The organism is Trinickia caryophylli (assembly GCF_034424545.1).
Lineage (GTDB): Bacteria > Pseudomonadota > Gammaproteobacteria > Burkholderiales > Burkholderiaceae > Trinickia > Trinickia caryophylli.
In genome coordinates, this window is the sequence record NZ_CP139970.1 from 966,742 (window position 1) to 985,839 (window position 19,098).

General features: G+C 65.0%; 16 protein-coding genes and 1 tRNA gene. 5 read left to right on the forward strand and 12 right to left on the reverse strand.

The features are described 5' to 3' along the window. Positions 1 to 83: 83 nt before the first annotated feature. Positions 84 to 599: an energy transducer TonB family protein gene (locus U0034_RS04380; RefSeq protein ID WP_085223983.1), complete on the forward strand. Its 516-nt coding sequence runs from the start codon at positions 84 to 86 to the stop codon at positions 597 to 599. Positions 600 to 1,021: 422 nt separating this feature from the next. Further along, the gene (locus U0034_RS04385) at positions 1,022 to 2,341 is read left to right on the forward strand and encodes an MFS transporter (protein WP_085223981.1); all 1,320 of its coding nucleotides are present in this window, start codon (positions 1,022 to 1,024) and stop codon (positions 2,339 to 2,341) included. 91 nt (positions 2,342 to 2,432) lie between these two features. Here U0034_RS04385 and opgC read toward each other — a convergent pair whose 3' ends face one another. After that, a complete protein-coding gene (gene opgC / locus U0034_RS04390) occupies positions 2,433 to 3,584 on the reverse strand; it encodes an OpgC domain-containing protein (protein ID WP_085223979.1) in 1,152 nt (383 codons plus the stop codon). Positions 3,585 to 3,890: 306 nt separating this feature from the next. Then, the gene (locus U0034_RS04395) at positions 3,891 to 4,031 is read right to left on the reverse strand and encodes a hypothetical protein (RefSeq protein ID WP_170151705.1); all 141 of its coding nucleotides are present in this window, start codon (positions 4,029 to 4,031) and stop codon (positions 3,891 to 3,893) included. A gap of 289 nt (positions 4,032 to 4,320) precedes the next feature. Between U0034_RS04395 and U0034_RS04400 the strand changes: the two genes are divergently transcribed. After that, on the forward strand, positions 4,321 to 5,733 hold the full coding sequence (locus U0034_RS04400) for a chloride channel protein (RefSeq protein WP_085224477.1): 1,413 nt from the start codon (positions 4,321 to 4,323) through the stop codon (positions 5,731 to 5,733). 30 nt (positions 5,734 to 5,763) lie between these two features. Here the strand turns inward: U0034_RS04400 and minE are convergent, their stop codons facing one another. The 8 genes from minE to U0034_RS04440 form a co-directional block, all read right to left on the reverse strand. After that, a complete protein-coding gene (gene minE / locus U0034_RS04405) occupies positions 5,764 to 6,018 on the reverse strand; it encodes a cell division topological specificity factor MinE (RefSeq protein ID WP_085223977.1) in 255 nt (84 codons plus the stop codon). Positions 6,019 to 6,030: 12 nt separating this feature from the next. Beyond that, the gene (gene minD, locus U0034_RS04410; protein ID WP_085223975.1) at positions 6,031 to 6,846 is read right to left on the reverse strand and encodes a septum site-determining protein MinD; all 816 of its coding nucleotides are present in this window, start codon (positions 6,844 to 6,846) and stop codon (positions 6,031 to 6,033) included. Positions 6,847 to 6,914: 68 nt separating this feature from the next. Next, positions 6,915 to 7,670, reverse strand: coding sequence for a septum site-determining protein MinC (gene minC, locus U0034_RS04415; protein WP_085223973.1), 756 nt, complete (start codon positions 7,668 to 7,670; stop codon positions 6,915 to 6,917). A gap of 299 nt (positions 7,671 to 7,969) precedes the next feature. Next, positions 7,970 to 8,476, reverse strand: coding sequence for a GNAT family N-acetyltransferase (locus U0034_RS04420; protein WP_085223971.1), 507 nt, complete (start codon positions 8,474 to 8,476; stop codon positions 7,970 to 7,972). Positions 8,477 to 8,668: 192 nt separating this feature from the next. Continuing rightward, a complete protein-coding gene (locus U0034_RS04425) occupies positions 8,669 to 9,766 on the reverse strand; it encodes an Acg family FMN-binding oxidoreductase (RefSeq protein WP_085223969.1) in 1,098 nt (365 codons plus the stop codon). A 67-nt stretch (positions 9,767 to 9,833) separates the two neighbouring features. Further along, positions 9,834 to 11,180 (reverse strand): DUF3999 domain-containing protein, encoded by a 1,347-nt coding sequence (locus U0034_RS04430; RefSeq protein ID WP_233212107.1) that lies wholly within the window; start codon positions 11,178 to 11,180, stop codon positions 9,834 to 9,836. Continuing rightward, positions 11,177 to 14,065, reverse strand: coding sequence for a DUF2339 domain-containing protein (locus U0034_RS04435; protein ID WP_085223967.1), 2,889 nt, complete (start codon positions 14,063 to 14,065; stop codon positions 11,177 to 11,179). Before U0034_RS04435 ends, U0034_RS04430 begins: the two co-directional genes overlap by 4 nt. 173 nt (positions 14,066 to 14,238) lie before the next feature. Further along, positions 14,239 to 15,159 (reverse strand): LysR family transcriptional regulator, encoded by a 921-nt coding sequence (locus tag U0034_RS04440; RefSeq protein WP_085223965.1) that lies wholly within the window; start codon positions 15,157 to 15,159, stop codon positions 14,239 to 14,241. A gap of 95 nt (positions 15,160 to 15,254) precedes the next feature. Here U0034_RS04440 and U0034_RS04445 point away from each other — a divergent pair, with 95 nt between their 5' ends. Further along, positions 15,255 to 15,710 (forward strand): ester cyclase, encoded by a 456-nt coding sequence (locus U0034_RS04445; RefSeq protein WP_085223963.1) that lies wholly within the window; start codon positions 15,255 to 15,257, stop codon positions 15,708 to 15,710. A 10-nt stretch (positions 15,711 to 15,720) separates the two neighbouring features. Then, the gene (locus U0034_RS04450; RefSeq protein WP_085223961.1) at positions 15,721 to 16,635 is read left to right on the forward strand and encodes an NADP-dependent oxidoreductase; all 915 of its coding nucleotides are present in this window, start codon (positions 15,721 to 15,723) and stop codon (positions 16,633 to 16,635) included. Positions 16,636 to 16,707: 72 nt separating this feature from the next. Here U0034_RS04450 and U0034_RS04455 read toward each other — a convergent pair whose 3' ends face one another. Further along, complete coding sequence (locus U0034_RS04455) at positions 16,708 to 18,258, reverse strand: glycoside hydrolase family 28 protein (protein WP_233212104.1); 1,551 nt, start codon at positions 18,256 to 18,258, stop codon at positions 16,708 to 16,710. 624 nt (positions 18,259 to 18,882) lie between these two features. After that, positions 18,883 to 18,973 (reverse strand) — tRNA-Ser (locus tag U0034_RS04460). Between the last annotated feature and the right edge of the window lie 125 nt (positions 18,974 to 19,098).

Here is a 19,098-nt window from a genome sequence, read left to right on the forward strand (position 1 = left end):
GCAAACGGCGCGGCATGACCTACCCTTCATGCAGGGTTCCGATCGCGCTCCCGCGAGCGCTCTGCACAACGTGGTGTCGCGCCATGACTGCCGCCTTTGTTCGCCGCTTACCCGCGCCGCGTGCCCGCGGGTACTGGCTGCTCCTCCCCCTGATCGGCTCGCTGCTTTTCGCCGGAGGTTGCACCTTCACGCCGCCCGGCCGTCCATCCGCGCTGACGCTGCCGCCCCCCGCGGCCGTCAACAGTGCAACGCTCGACGAATACCGGCTGAGCGTGGCCCGGCGCATCGTCGAGCGCAATCCCTCCTACGTCAACAAGCGTGCGCCGCAAGCGATGCTGCGCTCGCTCGTCGTCGTCGCGTTCACTGTCGATCGCGAGGGCAAGGTGGCATCTTCGTCGATTTATCGCACCAACGGCGACGACGAAGCCGAAGCGACTGCGCTCGCCACGTTGCGACGTGCCTCGCCGCTCCCGCCGCCGCCACCACGGCTGCTCAATCGGGTGGGGCAGATCGAGATTCTGGAAGACTGGCTCTTCAACGACGACGGCAAGTTCCAGTTGCGCGAGCTCGCCACGCCGCAGGCGCAGGCGCTGGACTGATGCCCTGACCCCTCGCAGCCGCAACATGCGGCGAAACCGGTTTGGCCGTGGTCTCCCGCGGCATCCGTACTCGCCAGTCGTAATCGGGTCGCTCCGCGCCCGCTACGGCCGGATGAAGTCTCGCCCACACGGCATGCGAGAAAGCAAGCCGCTATAATGCTGGCCACTTTGCCGGACCATCGGCTCATCCGGTCATGCTTGCGGCGCCGTGCTCACCCGGCCCGGCCGCGGCGAGCCCGCAACGCCCGGCCTCGCGCCATTCATGCGCGAATTCCAGCGTGCCCATAGTCTCTCCCGCGTCGCATCGGTGCACGAACCGCCCGAACGGCGCAGCATCGCCGTACTCACGACATCGGACGCCCGAGGCGCCGCGCCGGCACGATCGCGCGGCGCCTCGGGCGCTGGACAACAAGGAGGCTCCCATGCCGGCTTCGCCGTCATCATCCGCAATCGCATCCCCTTCGGGCGATGCCGCTCACACGACGAATCGCTCGCGCATCGTTTTCGCGAGCTTCATCGGTACGGCGATCGAGTTCTACGACTTCTATGTTTACGCCACCGCCGCCGCACTCGTGATCGGCCCGGTGTTCTTTCCGCACAGCTCGCCCACCGCGCAGGCACTCTCGGCATTCGTGACGTTCGGTCTCGCATTCATCGCGCGCCCCGTCGGGTCGTTCCTGTTCGGACACTTCGGGGACCGCATCGGCCGCAAGTCCACGCTCGTCGCCTCGCTGCTCGTCATGGGCCTTTCGACGACGCTGATCGGTCTCGTGCCGGGTTATGACGCGATCGGCGGCCTCGCACCGCTATTGCTTTGCATTCTGCGCCTGGGCCAGGGCATCGGCCTCGGCGGCGAATGGGGCGGCGCCGCACTGCTCGCCACCGAATATGCACCCGCCGGCCGCCGCGGCTGGTTCGGCATGTTTCCTCAGTTGGGGCCGTCGGTCGGTTTTCTCGCCTCGAACGGCCTTTTCTTCGGGCTGGCAGTGGCCCTCACCGACGAGCAGTTTCGCAGCTGGGGCTGGCGCGTGCCGTTCTTGCTGAGTGCGGTGCTCGTCGCACTGGGCCTCTACGTCCGGCTCAAAATCGCCGAGACGCCCGCCTTCCAGGCCGCCATCGAGCGACGCGAGCGCGTGCGCGTGCCGATCGTCTCGCTCGTGTCGCACCATTGGGCACCGACGCTGCTAGGCGCGCTGGCCATGGTGGTCTGCTATACGCTTTTTTATATATCGACCGTGTTCACGCTGTCGTACGGAGTCTCGACGCTGCACTTCTCGCGCCAAAGCTTCCTCGGGCTGCTCTGCTTCGCCGTGCTCTTCATGGCCCTGGCCACGCCGCTCGCCGCCTGGGCCAGCGATCGTTTCGGCCGCAGGCCCGTGCTGATGGCCGGAATCGCCGCCGCGATCCTTTCCGGTTTCGCGATGGCGCCGCTCGTCGGCAGCGGCTCCCCGGTACTCGTCTGCCTCTTTCTGACGATCGAGTTGTTCCTCATGGGCATCACGTTCGCGCCGATGGGCGCATTGCTGCCCGAGTTGTTTCCGACGAGCGTGCGCTACACGGGAGCCGGCGTGGCCTACAACCTCGGCGGTATCCTGGGGGCGTCGGTCGCGCCTTACATTGCGCAGATGCTCGCCGCGCGCGGCGGCCTCGCGTGGGTGGGCGCCTACGTCTCGATTGCCGCCGCTGTCAGCTTGCTCGCGGTCATCGCCATGCGCGAGACGCGTGATATTTCGTTGAGTTGAATGGCTGCGCCCGCGCCGGCCCCGGGCCGATCCGGCGCGGCGAATTTCTTGCACGCCCGGCTTGCGCCTGGCCTTGCGCGAGTCGGTCCCCTCACTCGCGCTCGTACTCTCGCGCACGGCTCGATACGCAAGCCATGGCGGCCGGGACCGTTGCCGGGCGGCTGCGTGCCTTGATCCGGCTCGCCGCCTGCCCGATCAACAACAGGGCCGCGACTGCCGAAAAATCGCCGAGCAGCCGGATGGGCAGGTCGGAAAACCAGTCGTCCGCATGCACGTGCGCCAGCGCGAGTGCCGAGTCGATCGCGACCGAGACGACGGTGCCACAAACGAAACAGACGAGCCCCTGCTTGCCCACGGTCACCACACCGGGCAAACGCTGCGCGATCGTGCGCAGCCATCCCAGACGGATCGCCAGCGCGCATAGCCACGCAAGCGACAGGAAGCTGACGATGCGCACGCTCGCGAGGTTCTGCTTCATGTAGCCCGGCGTGGGATGTGTCTCGAGGCAGAGCTTGACGAAGGCAAACGTGAGCGCCACGACGAATGCGGCGCGCGTCAGCCGCCTGCCCGCGGCCGAGCCGAAAAGCGTGACCGGGACCGGATGCAACCGGCACACCACGCCGAACACGAACATCAGTTGCCACGCGAACGGATTGAAAGGCCAGCCCCCGCCATCCACGTCCGGCAAGGCGGCACCGAGCCACGGTGCGACGAGCCAGACGACGAGGCTCGCGCTCACCGCGAGCGCGGGCGCACGACGCGCGAGCGGCACCGCTAAGGGAACGACGAGCGCGAAGAGAACGTACATCGGCAGCACGGCCGACAAGAACGGTTGCCGCCGCAACAATGCGATATCAAGCGCGGTTCGAACCGGATGATTCGCGAAAACCGGCCATGCCGTATCGTCGATCACGGGCGGAGCCGCGGGCGCCCTCGTCAGCAGCGCACCGCACGCGAGCATCAACGCGGCGGCCAGCAGATAGGCGCAGTAGATCTCCCATGCCCGTTTCGCAAAACGCCGCCTCGCGGCAGTCTCGCCGCGTTGCGCCGCGAGACGTGCGTAAGCCGCAGCCGACGCATACCCGCCCAGGAAGACGAATACCTCGGCTGCATCGCAATAGGCATAGCTGTGCAGCATCGCGTGCTGCAGCACGCCGCCGGAAATATGATCGATCGCGATCACGATCAACACGGCGCCGCGCAAAAAGTCGACTTCGAGCGAACGCCCGGCAGGCCCACTCATCGATTCCCCTTGGATGGCATACAGGTTGTGACGTGCGGGCTCGTCGCCATCGCGACGAGCCCGCCGTCGTTGGTCGGTTCCGAATGCAAAAGATTCCCCGCATCCGGACATCCAACCCGTGTCGACCGGCATCCAAGCAGTCTTTGCGCCAGGGTGCATGCGATGTCCGCCCACACGTGCTCCCTCCGCCGCCCGCGCCCGGCTCGGCGCACCGTGAAGCAGATGCGCGAGCGCGAGTGTTCTCAATCGTATTCGTTCGTTATCCGTCTTCCCGCTTCACCCAAACGTAATTTCTCCCTTCGCCGTTCAACGGTAGTAGTAGCCGTGATGGTGGTACTCGCCGTAATAGCCGGGACCGTAGTAGCCGCCCGCAGGCACGACCACACAACCGCCAAGCGTCGCCGCGAGCAAAACGCCTGTTATCCAGATCAACGCCGAGCGCTTCATTGTCTTTCTCCTGTCGTATCGATGCCGAACGTCGAATGCGGTTCGCATCGGACTCGATTGAACATGAGGACCAATATGGCGGGCGTTGCAATTTGTAAGCGTCGACTGACCGTCCATTACAAGTGGCCGCGGCGCGCTGCCGAAGAGGCCGTGCGGCATGCCGCTCCCAAGATGTGGGGGAACGAAACGGCACAGAAGTAACACGTCTGTAATCGAGCGCGGCGGCGCGCCGGCCTGGCAGGCGCACCACTCGGCAAGGACTATAATTCGCTCTTTGCGCTTGGAAATCATGCCTCGAATAACGCTCAGCTACCGCGACCCGCTGCGGCAGGCACGGCAGCTCTGGCGCCGGTACGGCGTATTCTGGCTGGGCGCGATCGCCGTCGGGCTCATCGCCGTCTTTTATGCGCGCCTCATCGATTGGGGCTACGAGACATTTCGCGCAATGCAGCACCGGTATATATGGCTGCCGCTCATCTGGACGCCGGCAATCGGCGCCACGTGCGTCTGGCTCACACGGCGCTTTTTTCGCGGCGCCGAAGGCAGCGGCATTCCCCAGGTCATCGCCACGCTCGACGAAGGCACCTCGCGCCTGGGGCCCAGATTGCTCGGCATGCGCATCTTCGCCGGGAAAATTCTCGTTTCTTTGCTCGCGATTCTGGGCGGCTACACGATTGGGCGCGAAGGTCCGACCGTGCAGGTCGGCGCTACCCTCATGTTCAATCTGCGGCGCTTGTATCCGCGCTCTACCGCGCTGATCGAGCGGCAACTCGTGCTCGCGGGGGCCGCCGCGGGCCTGTCGGCCGCGTTCAATACACCGCTGGCAGGCGTCGTGTTCGCCATCGAGGAATTGACACGCAGTTTCGAAGCGCGCGCGAGCGGCGTGCTCATCACGGCCATCATCATCGCCGGCGTGATCGCCCTGGGGCTCAACGGCAACTACACCTACTTCGGGACGATCGACATCGGCGCGCACTTTCCGCGACTTCTGGCGGTGGCCGTCGTCGTGACAGCGCTCGTGACCGGTCTCGCCGGCGGGTTCTTCTCATGGCTGCTGCTGCATACCTCGCGCTGGCAGCCTGCCGCCGTACAGCGGCTACATCGCGAGCGGCCCGTCGTCTTCGGCGCGCTGTGCGGCCTTGCGATCGCCATCATCGGCCTCGTTTCGGGCGGCACCACCTTCGGCAGCGGCTATGCCGAAGCGCGCGGATTGCTCGACGGGCACGAGCAGCTATCGCTCTGGTACCCGCTGCTCAAGATGGCATCGATGGTGGGCTCGTATCTGCCCGGCATACCCGGCGGCATCTTCGCGCCGTCGCTCTCGATCGGTGCCGGGTTCGGCAATATTCTGCATACGCTCTTTTCGGGCATGCAATTGCCGATGCTGATCGCACTTGCCATGGTTGGCTACATGGCGGCTGTGACGCAATCGCCGATCACGTCGTTCGTGATCGTCATGGAGATGATCAACGGCCACGCGCTCGTCATTTCGCTGATGGCCACTGCGCTCATCGCGAGCCGCGTGTCGCGCATGATCTCGCCGCCGCTTTACGAAGCGCTTTCGCACCGCTATCTGACGCCGGCGGTCGCCTCAGCCGAGCCTGAGTCGGCGCGCACGCTCGAACCACTCTTCAAGGACGAACGCAGCGAAGGCGATGCCGGGGAAAACGATGCGCGGCGCGAAGATGCGCCGCGCCCATGAACGACTCCGCGCCCCAAGCGCGGCGAACGTTCAGGTTTGCGGGATCTCGATCTTGACCTCGAGCACTTCGAGGTCGTCCTGGCGCTCGAGGCTCACGCGGATATCGTCGTCGGAGATCTTCACGTACTTCGAAATGACGGCAACGAGCTCGCGCTGCAGCGCAGGCAGATAATCGGCTGGCGGATGACCGCCCGCGCGCTCGTGCGCGATGATGAGCTGCAGGCGCTCTTTGGCGACCGCCGCAGACTTCTTTTTCTCGCCGAGCAAAAACGAAAGAATCGACATGGGTGCCCCTCCTTACCGGTTTCCAAAGAGGCGCTGCAACAGCCCCGGCTTTTGGTAATCGGTAAAGCGCAGCGTCTTTTCCTCGCCGAGGAAGCGCGAAACGACGTCCTTGTAGGCTTCGGCAACGTCCGTGCCGTCCATGTGCACGGCGGGCAGACCTTGATTCGACGCATGCAGAACGGCTTCCGACTCGGGGACGACGCCGATCAGCTCGATACGCAAGATCTCCTGGATATCCGAGAGCGAGAGCATCTCGCCTTCGCTCACGCGCTTGGGGTTGTAGCGCGTGATGAGCAGATGTTCCTTGATGGGCTCCTTGCCTTCGATCGCCCGCTTCGTCTTCGACGAAAGGATGCCGAGAATGCGATCGGAGTCCCGCACCGACGACACTTCGGGATTCGTCACGACGAGCGCCTCGTCGGCAAAATGCATCGCGAGCAACGCGCCGGATTCGATGCCGGCCGGCGAATCGCAGACGATGTAATCGAAGCCCATGCCCGCGAGATCGTTCATGACCTTTTCCACGCCTTCGAGCGTGAGGGCATCCTTGTCACGCGTTTGCGAAGCCGGCAGGACGAAGAGGGTCTCGCACTTCTTGTCCTTGATGAGCGCCTGATTGAGATTGGCCTCGCCCTGGATCACGTTGATGAAGTCGTACACCACGCGGCGCTCGCAGCCCATGATCAGGTCGAGGTTGCGCAGGCCGACGTCGAAGTCGATCACGACTGTCTTGTGTCCGCGCAGCGCGAGACCCGACGCGAAGCTTGCGCTCGTGGTGGTTTTGCCCACGCCGCCCTTGCCCGAAGTCACAACAACGATTTTTGCCATTTCCCCTTACCCTGTGTTCGTCAGATGATGTTCGCGGCGGCCGGCGTACGGCGGCACGCTCGTGCGGCTCACGTGAGCCGCAGCGGTTCGATGATCAGTTTTTCGTCGGCCAGCCGAATTTGCACGGATTTGCCGATCACGTCAGCCGGGAGCGGGTTTTCCGTCGTGCGATAGATGCCCGCAATCGAAATCAGTTCCGGCTCGCAGCAGGTGCTGAAGATGCGCGCGTCGTGATTGCCGTGCACGCCCGCCAGCGCCCGCCCGCGCAAAGGCGCATAGACATGGATGTTGCCTTCCGCGATCACCTCGGCACCATAGCTGACCACGCCGAGCACGATGAGATCACCCTTCGCATAAACCTGCTGCCCCGAGCGCAACGGCTTGTCGACGATGAGCGTGGACGGCACGCCTTGCGCCCGCGCGGCCGACCCTTGCTCGATCACGGCTGCGGCCGGCTTCGATTCCACCGCTTGGGCGGCGTTTTCCGCCTTTGTCGAGCCGGCACGCCGGTCGCGCGCCTCGAGCAGCGGCAAGCCCGCTTCCTGAGCCCACGATGTCTGATGCGGTGCCGCGATAACGCCGAGCGCCCGCATGCGCACGCTCTCGAGCAGGCTCGCGATATCGGCCGGCGACACCCGCTCGTCTTCGCCGAGCCGGCGCAGATCCACGGCGACGACATCGCCCGCGAAAAATTCGGGCGTTGCCTCGAAGCGCCGCGTAAGCTCGCCCTTTAACGCATCGAGGTCGGTCGTCTTGACGACGAACAGGAGCGTATCGACGGAGCCGCTGCGTAGTTCGAAGAATGGCGATTTATTCAGCGACATGGCGTTGAAGCAAAAAATTTTGCGTATTTTACAGGGTCGAGGCGGCCGGACCAGAAATTTCGCAAGGCCGGGGAATGCGGGCAACGCCACGGCATGGGCCTGCCCGGCCGGCTGGCGGCGAGGCGCGCCGCGAAATTAGACCACTACAGTCGGGGGCGCCGGATCAGGCAACTGAATCCGGCCAAGCGATGCCCTGCGGATAGCCGTGGAGCGACCGAGGCGTGGCCAAACGCTCCGGCGCTCGGGGGAGAAAAAATGTGAAGCCCGATAGGCGCGGCCGCGCGGACGGATACCGCGCCTCAATGCTTGACGTGCCGCACGAGCAGCGTCTCCCATTCGTTCGGCGCACGGGCCACGCGCGCGTGATCGCCCGTCGGCCCGAAGCCGAGTCGCTCGTAAAAGCGCATTGCATTGCGATTGGCATCGGTCACCCAGGCATGCACTTCGTTGGCGCCGCGCCCCGCGAGCCATTCGCTCGCCGTATTGACGAGCAACTCGCCGCCGCGAAGATGACGGACGGCCGGCGCAACCCAGAGCGCGCAAACGAAGGCACGCTTTTCATCGTCGAAATACGCACCGACGAGGCCTGCCGGGTGCCCCTCGGTGTAGAGAATGAACGACGTCGAGATGTCGGATACGGCATGACGGGCAGCAACGGCGTCGAAGCTTTCCGTCTCTTCGTCAAGCGCTTCTTCCAGCGTTTCGTCGAACGCATACGGCGCTTCGCGCAGCGCGGAAGTACGCAGCTCGCGCAGCGTTGCGCCCTGATCGGCAGCGATACGGCGGACAGTCAGCGATGAACTCATGAGACTCCGTTGAACGGATGGACGCTGGTGCGTAGCTTCGTCCTAACAGACGGATCAGTCAAATATTTGACATCGAGGGCATGACAAAAGGCTCGCAAGCCACGGACCATGCTTTCATAACATGTAATGACTTTGAAAGAAAGCATAGCGGCCCGCCGCGACAGCCCGATACGGCCGCGAGCGGTGCAAGGCTCAGGCCGGCACGATCACCGAGGCCGCGTCGCGCCGCAGCGAGAATGGCAATGCTCGGCCGTAGCCGAAGCGCACGACGAGGTCGGGCCGCTTACCGCGCTCGCCGATAAGCGCGGCAAGATCTGCGCGCCACGCCGGCACTTCCACGGGTTGGTTGACGAATGCGGTCCGCAATCCCAGCCTCGTGGCCAGGAGCAGAAATCGCTGGCACGCACGTCCGACACGCATCCAGTGGACGGTATCCGCCTGCTCGCCGACAAACACCGCCACACCCGCCGACGATGCGAGCTGACGCGCGTACTTCCCGCGTTCGGCCGTCGGCGAGAAAAACTGACGAAACGCCATGCGGCCCAGCGTATCGGGCAGCACGGGCTGACCGCTCGCCGCCGAAAAGAGCCCGTCGCGCATGGCCATCGCCGCGCGCGGGTTGAAGCGCAGCCAGTCGGAAAGCTCGCGTAAAAAGGCCTGGTCCCTCATCTGCGCATCGTTCGCCTCGACAACGAGCTCGCGCAAATCGGACAAGCGCTTGCGATCGGTCAGGACGACCACCCGTACGCCAGGCTCGGCTGCCATGCGCTCGAGCGCAGCCAGATCGCTCGCGGCGACGGGCCGCCCGTCGTACTCGGCGCGCGTCGATTGCCGTCTTCCGATCGCATCGGCCAGCCCATAGGCGCGCGCGCTGTCGCCCGCCGCGTGCGTGTAGGCATAACGCACGCCATCCGCCTGCATGAGCGCTTCGCCAGGCCGGCCGGACGCCGTCGCGGCGATCGTCAGGTTCTCGAGTGCGCAGCCGAGGCTGACGAACAGATGATGGTCGTCGGGATCGACGGCCGGCGTGCGACGCGAACGATCCGGCACGACGTCGATGAAGCGTTCGCCCACCCGAAAGTGCCAAGGCTGTACGTTGTGACCGTTCGCCGCAAGCGTCGCGCAACGGACGATATCGACGAGCGGGGCCGCGGCACGTTCGCTGCGCAATCGGGCGGCAAGCGCAGTGTAGCCGGCCATCGATCCGACCGACGTGCGCCAGCCGGCCGTCGCACCACCTGCAGCCACAGTCGCGGCAGCGGCTGCGGCGACGAAGGTACGCCTTTTCATCCCCACCTCGCGGCTCTGGTAACGACGCGATCATGCGGCCATCGTGCGAGCGCGCCGTTGACGGAGCTCAACGATCGGCCCCGTCCTCTCGCTGACGGAGCAATCGCCAGGCAATCGCGGCGAGGACCGCTACAGCAAGCACGAGTGCCCCCCAGAGCACATAGGGACGTGCCGCCGTCCCATCGCCGGCCAGCGCATCGCGCGCTTCCTTCGCCGAGACAGGCAACGGCGCGCCGACACTCGCCGCGGCAATCGCAGCGGCGGGCGTCACCACGAGTTCGTCGCGCGCCTGCGCCGCGCTGCGAAGCCGGCCGTTGCCCACCGCGAGCGTGAATGGCGGCGCACCTCGCGCAACGAAGGTGAGCGATGCCGGCTGCCAGCCGAACGAAACGGCCGGCACACCGCCTCCGAGCCCACCATTGCGTGCATCGACAACGAGGCGCCACTCACGGTCGGTATCCGGTGCGAGTTCGAGCGGTGCGTTGCGCTGTTCGCTCGCGCCCTGCGCGAGTCGAAAGAGCAGGCCTTGCGCCACCTCGCGCCATGGCGCTCGCGCACCGGGCCGCGAGTACACCGCCGCATGCACGACCGTATTTGCCTGCGGCAACGCAAACGTCACGCGATCGACGGGATAAGCCCCGCCCGTCTCGAATCGGTATTCTCCGGGTTCGTCGCCCGCGCGCGACGTCACGTTCTCGCGCCACGCACGCGCATGCGGCGGAGCCGGCTCGCCCTCGGCAAGCACCTCCGCTTGCATCGCCTCGATCTCGGGTGCCGCGTCGAGCCACTGCAACCGCACGTATCGGCCAGGAGCGAGATCGATCGGAATGCGGTCCTGCACGAGGCTGTCGCCACCGCGTTCGACCTTGAGCAACGAGGTATCGCCGAGCGGCCGCCAGCCGCGCAAGTCGTCGCTCGCCTCCACGCGCACGCGCCCCTGGAAGCGCACATCGTGCAAGCGAACGCGCAATGCGGCGATGCGCCCGGGGCGCGCGCCGAGGTCGACAAGGTCCATGCCGTGCCCAGCCGCACCCCGCTGCGGCGCCGACGGCAGGAAGCGCAACGTGCCGTCCTGTCCGATCGACACGCCCGCGGGCGCGCCCTCGCTGCCGACCGCGGCCTGTGGCAGCGAAAACCATTTCAGATCGCGAAGCGTAGGCGCGGCGGCGGGAGCGCGGGGTGCGTCGAGCGAGTAAGGCACGGGCTCGCCCGCACCGTTGAAGATGCGAACATCGCTCAGATCCTCGCTTCGGCTCGCGGCATAAACCGACGGCGGCACCGCAAGCGTGTAATACGCCGCGGGCCCGTCGAGCGTCAACGCGAAACGATGCGCAAACGCGTCCGCCGCCGAGCAAACAGCCGCGGGAGACAACGTCAGCCCACTCAAGGCCCATGCGACCATCCAGCGCTTCACGATGCGGGGCCCTCGTTGCGGTCTCGTTCGATCTTCTTCGGCGGCAACGGAGAAAAGTAGCCGATCAGGAGCAGCATGATGCCGATGCCGATAAACGAGACGATGCGTTCAAGACCTTGTACATAGGACAGATCGAAGAGAAAGAGCTTGATCACCGTCAGCACGAGCAGCCCCGCACCGACGAACCATATCGTGCGCTCGCGCCGGCGCGTTGCCCAGACCGTGACGGCGAGCGCGCAAACGGTCCAGAGCACCGAGATCGACGCCTGGGCGAGCGTCGACTCCATCATCGCCGACAACCGATATTCGACGCCTGTCCAATGATGAAGCGTGCGCAGCAGCAACGCATTGAGCCAGAGAAAGAGCGTCGCGAGCATGACCGCCGCCGCCGGACGCGACGGCACCGCGACGCCGAGCGCCCGCACCCGGCGCAGCCACGCCAGGATGGCGACGAACATGAGCAGCTCGGCCACGTCGAGGGGATTGAGAACGGGTAGCCACCATAGCGGTGCCGCGCTGCCGTCGCTCGCGAGGCTCGCGAGCGCCCAAAGCCAGAGCAGAAACGCGAGCGGACCGCAGCCCCACAACTGATAGGCTCGCGCGAATCGTCCGATGGGCCAGCGCAAGCGAGCACCCACGCTCGACACGGCCAGCAGCAGCAGGCCGAAACCGTATGCCCAGGCGCTGAAACTCCAGGCCCCCTCCGGAACATAGGCGCGCATGCGCCAATAGCCCTCGTGCGCGAGCAGCAGGCACAACGTGGCGAACAGCACCGTATGAAGCGGGCCGAGAATCCGCGTGCTCACCGTGCGTTCCTGGCGCCACAGCAACAGGTAGCCGAGTACGACGGCAAACGGCCAGGCAAGCGCACCGATACCCGACAGCGGCGCCAGCGACGAACCGATACCGGCGAGCGCGAGCATGGCGAGCGCGGGCGCCAATGCGAGCGCGGCCCGCTCGGCGAGCGGCCATCCGAGCACTCTGCATGCGAGGTGCGCCAGCCACGCGGTGACGAGCGCGAAGAGCACGAAGGCATCGAGCAGGAACCGCGAAAAATGCGAGAGATCGTGATGCCGCGCATAAAACGCGATCTCGTTTGCGCCGCCGCCGAGCCACCAGAGCAGGCCCCAGAACGCCGATGCGAGCCCGACGTGCTCGAGCCACGCATGCCATGCTTTCGTCTCGTCGCGCCCGTGTAGCCACCAGCCGGTGAAAATACCCGCCAGCGCGATCAGCAAGGTGGCAATGTACGGGCCGTTGAGGACGGGCAGGCCGTTCGCCGCGGCGACGATGGGCACGCTGGCCAGATAGGCGGCGGCCGCGGCGAGTTGCATGAGCACGCCGAACGCGAGTTGAACGTGACGGCGCTGCCGGGTCCCGAGCCATACGACCGCGGCGCCCTCGATCGCCCACGCGGCCGACGTCGTGGGGCCGCTGAACGCCAGGGGTATGGCGATCGTCGCAAAAATGACGGCGAGCGCGATCGTCGACTGGAAGAGCAGATCGAACCGGGCCCGCCGGCGTGCCAGCCACGCGCCGATCGCGAGATAGATTGCCGCCAGCGCGACGGCGCTCCACGCGAGACCGAATGGAATGCGGCTCAGGAGGGCCGCCTGCAGGCCGATCGTAACGATCGGCGTGCCGAAGACGAGCGTGCCATCGACGTAATGACGCACGGCAAGTTCGCGCCTGAACGCATAAAGCAGCGCGATGCCCGTATAGATCGCGAAAAAGAGGATGACGAACGGCTCTGTACTCGCGAGCAGTTCCGGGCGGTAGGCTGTGACGCCCCAGACCGTGCCGATCGAATAGGTGAACACGAACCCCAGCAGGTTGAGGGCGCGCCACGCCTTGAACCAGGCGATCGCGAAAATGCCGGCATCGAGCAAGGCGTAGTAACCGAAGAGCATGACATGGCTACCGCCCCCGGTCGAAATCAGCACTGGGGCGAGGAAGCCGCCGGCGGTCCCGAGGAACGCAAGGGCCGGCGCGTCCTGGCGCACCGCGAGAAAAGCACTGAGCGTGCAAACAGCGACGAGCAGCGGCATCGCCGCCGCCACGGGCAGCAGACCGTACAGCCGCGTCGCCGCAAACACGGTCAGATAAAGCACGCCTACCCCGCCCCCCTCCAGCACGAGGCCATAGGCACCGCGCGCCGCGCCGATGCGCCACCCGATGACCAGCAGCGCAACGGCTGCCAGCGCCACGCCGGCGAGCCGGTACTCGATCGGCAGCATATCGTTGTCGGCGGCGTACTTCAGCAGGAACGCGATGCCGAAAAAGAGCACGACGATGCCGACGCGCACGACCGTGTTGCCGCCGAGGAGCCAGTCGCGCGCGACCGCGAAGGCGCGCTCGGGCAGGCTCGGCGCCGGTGGCTGCTGCGGTTGTTGCAACTGCTGCGGGGCCGATGGCGGCTCCGGGGACGGAACGGGTGCAGAAAGGTCGCCGGCCGGTGGTGTAACGCGCGTGTAAATCGTATCCGGCGCGGCGGCTGCGGCGGGCTGGGGCTGGGGCTGGGGCTGGGGCTGGGGTTGAGGTTGAGGCGCGGGCGCTGCCTGCGCGGGCCCCGCCTCGCGCTCGGCCGCGTTGGCAGGCAAACCGGCAGTGCCCGCCCGCATGTCGGCCAGTTCGCGCGCGAGCCTCGCGACCTGCTCCTCGAGCAGCGCGACGCGTTCCGGCAGCGGAAGACCTGCGCCGCGCGCGTCGGCCGGCGGCGCGGCTTGAAGATCGCCGTTCGGGCTGCTCGCGCGCTTGCCGAAGAGCGAACCCAGCGCGATGCCGATAAGCGCACCCGCGAGCGCCGCGCCCAATTCGGACCCTCCGAAGAGCGACGCGATCGACATGCCGAGAAAAAAGCCCAGTAAGCCGAAAATCCAGCGCATCGTTGCCCTCTTTTCTTATCGGTATCGCGTCTGGAGACCGGAGCGGAGCAATGCTCCGCCGGCGGTAGATCGCGGCACGTAGCGTGGTCAAGCGATGCGTAGGCTATCACATCGGACTGGTCGGTTTTTCGGGCATTTCTCCCGCAGGCGCTATGAAACGTGCGCGCGGCGTTTCATGACTGCAGCGACGCCGCATGCGTGGCAATGAAATCCCTTAGCCACGCTTGCGCGGGATGGCTCTCGGTGCGCCGATGCCACATGAGATCGAACACGATCTCGGGCAATACGACCGGCGGCGCAAACGATGCGAGCCGGCGGCTCGCGGGCGAACCGAGCGCAACACGCTTCATGACGGTCGCGACCAGGCTCGTTCGCGCAACGACACCGGGCACCGCGAATAGCTGCGGCAACGTCAGCGCGAGCCTGCGCTTTTGGCCCTGTTGCGCGAGTACCTGATCGACGAGGCCGTGCGCGTCGCCTTCGGGCGATGCGAGAACGTGATCGAGTGCAAGGTAGGTCTTCAGGCTCATGGTGCGACGCGCCGCCACCGGATGATCCCGGGCGACGATGGTGACGAACTCGTCGCGCAGGATGTGACGCGTCCGTATGCGGCCCTCCGAGTAACTCGGCGGCACGCCGATCGCGGCGTCGATGGCGCCGGTATCCAGCAGATCCACCCCGTGGTCGCGATGGGTAAACGCGTGCACGGCGATCGAGATGCCGGGTGCTTGCCGCCCGAGCGATTCCAGCAACGACGGCAACAGGACGAAAGCGGGATAGTCGGACAGGCCCAGGTTGAACTTCAGCGACGCATTCTGCGGTGCGAACGCGGGGGCATCGAGAAACGTGTTTTCGATCTGCCGCAGCGCCTGCGCGATCGGTTCCGCGAGATCGCGCGCCCGCGGCGTGGGAAGCAACCCCTCCGCACTGCGAAGAAAGAGCGGATCGCCAACCAGTTTTCGCAGCCGCGACAACGCCGCGCTCATGGCCGGCTGGCTGACGCCTACCTGCGTAGCCGCGCGCGTCACGTTGCGCTCGTTCATCAACGCATCGAACGCGACCAGCAGATTCAGATCGATTCCTCTGAAATCCATAAAACGAATAAACACATATACCAGTTATTTGTTGGACAGATTTTAGATCGATCCACAAAATTGCGCCATCACCGACCACATCGACGAGCCATCTCATGAGCACTTTTGACATCGACGTTGCCGCACGCCTGCGGGCCGAGCGCGAAGCGGTGGAAACGCTTTATCGCGCGTTCGGGGACAAGAACCCCGATCTCGTGGACGCCGTACTGGCGCCCGACTGGGACGACATCCCGCTCGGGCCCGGACAGGCCCCGGGACCCGCGGGCATCAAGCCCATTATCGAAAGTTTCGGCAAGGCCCTCCCCGACGTACGCATCACGATCCACGATCTGATGCAAGCGCCCGGCAAGATTGCCGTGCGGGCGGAAATCAGTGGGACGCATGAGGGCGAATTGTTCGGCATCGCGCCGACGGGCAAGAAAGTCGCTTTCGGCCTCCATGAATTCCATACGCTCGACGGCGCGCGCATCACGACGACCTGGCACATGGAAGACTGGTTGGGCCTCTTCCTCCAACTCGGCCAGTTCCCGCCCCAGCCTTGGCCCATTTGACGAGACAACCATGAAAGCAGCCGTTATCGGAACCTTCGGCAAACCCGACGTCGTCACTATCGGCGAGGCGAGCCTGCGCCCCCTCGGGCCGGACGACGCCCTGGTACGAGTCGAAGCCACCGGGTTGAACCCGCTCGATCTGAAAATCATCGCGGGCTACATGCAGCAGGTCTTTCCCATCGCGTTCCCCTATGTGCCGGGAACCGATTTCAGCGGCGTCATCGAAGCAGTCGGCACGCAGGTGACTCGATTCCAGCCAGGCGATCGGGTAGTCGGGCGCACCGCGCCGGGCGCCGGTGGCGCGCTGGCCGCCCACGTGGCGATCGGCGCCGCGGACCTATGCGCCGTGCCGCACGAGATGAGCTTCGAGCAGGCAGCCGCACTGCCCACCGCCTTCGGCACTGCCCGGCAAGCCCTCTTCGACGTCGGGCAACTGCGGCGCGGGCAGCGCGTGCTCATCCACGCGGCGGCGGGCGGCGTCGGCGGCATGGCCGTGCAGCAGGCCCGTCACGCCGGCGCTCATGTCATTGCCACGGCATCCAGCGCAAATCATGCGCTCGTGCGCGAACTCGGCGCCGACGAGATCATCGACTACCGCACCGAGGACTTCGCGCGCGTTCGCGATATCGACCTCGTGCTCGATACGATGGGCGGCGAGACGCTGGAAAGATCGTGGTCGGTGCTCGCTCCCGGGGGGCGCATTGCGAGCCTCGTCGAGTTCGGTATCGAGCCCCGCAACGGGCACGCGGGCGAGTTCGTGTTCTTTTCGAGCGCCACACCGTTTCTACCCGACGCGATGCGCTTGTTCGAAGCCGGACAATTGCAGATCGTCATCGATGCGATAGCCGGTCTCGACGAGGCCCGCTCGGCGCTGGAACGTCTCGCCACCGGTCACGTGCGAGGCAAGGTCGTCGTGCGTCGTTAGGATTCCGAAGTTTCATGGTCCACCCAAGGAAAGCACCCGGCCTGCGGGTAGCCGGCCGGGCGAAACGTGGAATCAGATCGGCGAATCCGGAAGTACCGATTTCAGCGGAACGAACGCGCAGCTACAATCGACGGGCACCGCATTTCCCGGCGAGCCCGATACCGTCACGTCGTTCGCCGTCGACGTCACGATCGAGTTGGCAAAGCTGACCGGCCCCGGTCCCAGCGTGAAATGGGCGTAAGCGGGCAATACGGACGGGCTGCCGTTATGCCCTTGCGCGAGAGTCGGCTGCACACCGTCGAACACCACATTGTCGAGCGTAATCTCGAGCGGCTTCTCGACGCCGTTTGCGGCGTACCCCGAGAACGTCACCTGGCTGCCCGCTGAAGCGGCGCTGCCGAGATCGCGAAAGCCGCTGATGACGACGCCGGTAAAGCTCGGATACAGCGAGCCCTTGGCCGAACTGTAGTAGGGATCGAACACGAGCGGCTGATGAACGTTGCGCATGCAGACGTTTTCGTAGCGCACATTGCGCACCACCCCGCCGCGCGACGAATCCGACTTGATACGCAGGCCGTTTCCATTGGGGCTGTCGTGTCCGTCCATCGTCAAGTCCGTGACGAGGACGTTACTGACGCCCGAGTTCGTCTCGCTGCCAATCGACATGCCGTGCCCATAGTAGAAATGGTTATGGGCAAAGACCAGATTTTGGCTGACAGGCGCCTTGCTCGCCTTGACCGCAACGTGATCGTCGCCCGTACTGATGTAGGAATAGGCGAGCAGAACGTTGCTCGACTGACCAGGATCGAAACCATCGGTGTTCTTGACGGTATCTGGCGTAAAGCAGGTAGCGGGCGTACGTACATCAGGGGTGGTGCCGCTCGGGCATGCGTAACCCGCCTTCGTGTACTCGAGACTGGGCGAGAGAATCTTGATTCCCCAAGCGGTGGCGCCGGCCACACTATCGATCACTATGTGAAAGTTCGGCGAGTTTTCGAGCGTGATGCCGTGAAGCGTGAAGGCCGCTCCCTTCGAAACCTGCACAAGACGAGGATTCTGCTGATTGAGGCCCGCCGACTTGTTCTGATAAGCGACGTCCCACCAACTGCGCTTGCCCGCGTTAGGCCCGCTGGTCAGCAGGCTACCGCCGCGACCATCGATCACGCCTTCCCCGACAATTCCACTACCCGTCGTATTGCTCGCGAGAATCAACGGATTGCACGACTTGGTCTTCGCAACCGTTGCCGTACCGCAGGTTCCCACGCCATTGTCGTAGTTGGCCGGGTTGCGCGACGCGAAAAGCGTGACGCCGCGGTCGATCCATAACGTCACGCCTGACTTGAGTTGCAGCGGACCGCTGAGAAAACCGGATTCGCCGGCATAGCCCATCGTCAATTTGACCGCCTGCCCAGCCGGGCAAGCATCAATCGCTGCCTGGATGCGCGCGGTATCCGGTTGCGAATTCGCTGGATCGGCGTCCAGTGTATCGACGGACCCGTCGACGGGCATCAGCTTCGCCTGCAAAGGCGTGCCGCAGACCACCGTGGGCCACGCCGGCTCGCTGACGGTGCCCCATTGCGTCGTGACATCCGACTGCGGGCCAATCTGCGACGGGCTGGTCACAGGCGTCGGGACAACGGGCAGCGTTTTATGGTGTTTCTTCGAGGTGTGCGCATAGCACGAAAAGGCGGTAATAAGAGCTGCAATGCCGATAACGGCATGCGATGCACGACGGGGCTTCAAGTTGTTTTCCTGGACTGTCAAAGATCTGCGTATATTCAAGACAAAACTGAACGCCTCGCGTCGACACGTGCTTCGCGAGGCCATCGATTCAGCCATACCTCGATAGCGCCCGAGCCTTTTGGCGACGGCCTCCCGTCCGACTGGACGGCAAACGTTTGCCAAAAGGCTTGCGAGAGACTGCCCTTCGAGGGACGGTGGAGCAATCTTCGGCGGCTACCGAGCGGTAAGTGCCGGAACGCAGCGAAAAAGTTGCGGAAGGCCCGAAGAAAAGGAAGCGGCAAAATGCCGAAGGGCGGTCCCGGCACTTCAATCACTGCCGAGCGCCTCAAATCCCCTACGCACCGATTCAACGCACCAATCCGACGCGGATTCGCTTTGACAGGAGTACGAGAACGCGTCGTCCTCTTCGAGGAGAGTCAGTAGCCAATAAGCTGATCCTCAGCCGACGGCCTAAAAGAAAAAGCCCCGCAAGTCCGTGAACTTGCGGGGCTTTCTACTGCATTCTGGCGGAAAGGGTGGGATTCGAACCCACGATACGGTATAACCGTATACCGGATTTCGAGTCCGGCGCATTCGACCACTCTGCCACCTTTCCGTCTTCTAGAACGGTGCTCCGCAACGATGAAATCCGTGCTGCACCGCTCTGCTCACCAAGCTGGTCGCTGTTTGGCGAAGCGAAGATTATAGAACATCCTTCACAGCATTCCAAGCTTTTTTTGC

Excerpts from the sequence above, each read along its gene's own strand:
- U0034_RS04380 (WP_085223983.1), top strand. The coding sequence starts at position 84 with ATGACTGCCGCCTTTGTTCGCCGCTTACCCGCGCCGCGTGCCCGCGGG.
- U0034_RS04385 (WP_085223981.1), top strand. The coding sequence starts at position 1,022 with ATGCCGGCTTCGCCGTCATCATCCGCAATCGCATCCCCTTCGGGCGAT.
- opgC (WP_085223979.1), bottom strand. The coding sequence starts at position 3,584 with ATGAGTGGGCCTGCCGGGCGTTCGCTCGAAGTCGACTTTTTGCGCGGC.
- U0034_RS04395 (WP_170151705.1), bottom strand. The coding sequence starts at position 4,031 with ATGAAGCGCTCGGCGTTGATCTGGATAACAGGCGTTTTGCTCGCGGCG.
- U0034_RS04400 (WP_085224477.1), top strand. The coding sequence starts at position 4,321 with ATGCCTCGAATAACGCTCAGCTACCGCGACCCGCTGCGGCAGGCACGG.
- minE (WP_085223977.1), bottom strand. The coding sequence starts at position 6,018 with ATGTCGATTCTTTCGTTTTTGCTCGGCGAGAAAAAGAAGTCTGCGGCG.
- minD (WP_085223975.1), bottom strand. The coding sequence starts at position 6,846 with ATGGCAAAAATCGTTGTTGTGACTTCGGGCAAGGGCGGCGTGGGCAAA.
- minC (WP_085223973.1), bottom strand. The coding sequence starts at position 7,670 with ATGTCGCTGAATAAATCGCCATTCTTCGAACTACGCAGCGGCTCCGTC.
- U0034_RS04420 (WP_085223971.1), bottom strand. The coding sequence starts at position 8,476 with ATGAGTTCATCGCTGACTGTCCGCCGTATCGCTGCCGATCAGGGCGCA.
- U0034_RS04425 (WP_085223969.1), bottom strand. The coding sequence starts at position 9,766 with ATGAAAAGGCGTACCTTCGTCGCCGCAGCCGCTGCCGCGACTGTGGCT.
- U0034_RS04435 (WP_085223967.1), bottom strand. The coding sequence starts at position 14,065 with ATGCGCTGGATTTTCGGCTTACTGGGCTTTTTTCTCGGCATGTCGATC.
- U0034_RS04440 (WP_085223965.1), bottom strand. The coding sequence starts at position 15,159 with ATGGATTTCAGAGGAATCGATCTGAATCTGCTGGTCGCGTTCGATGCG.
- U0034_RS04445 (WP_085223963.1), top strand. The coding sequence starts at position 15,255 with ATGAGCACTTTTGACATCGACGTTGCCGCACGCCTGCGGGCCGAGCGC.
- U0034_RS04450 (WP_085223961.1), top strand. The coding sequence starts at position 15,721 with ATGAAAGCAGCCGTTATCGGAACCTTCGGCAAACCCGACGTCGTCACT.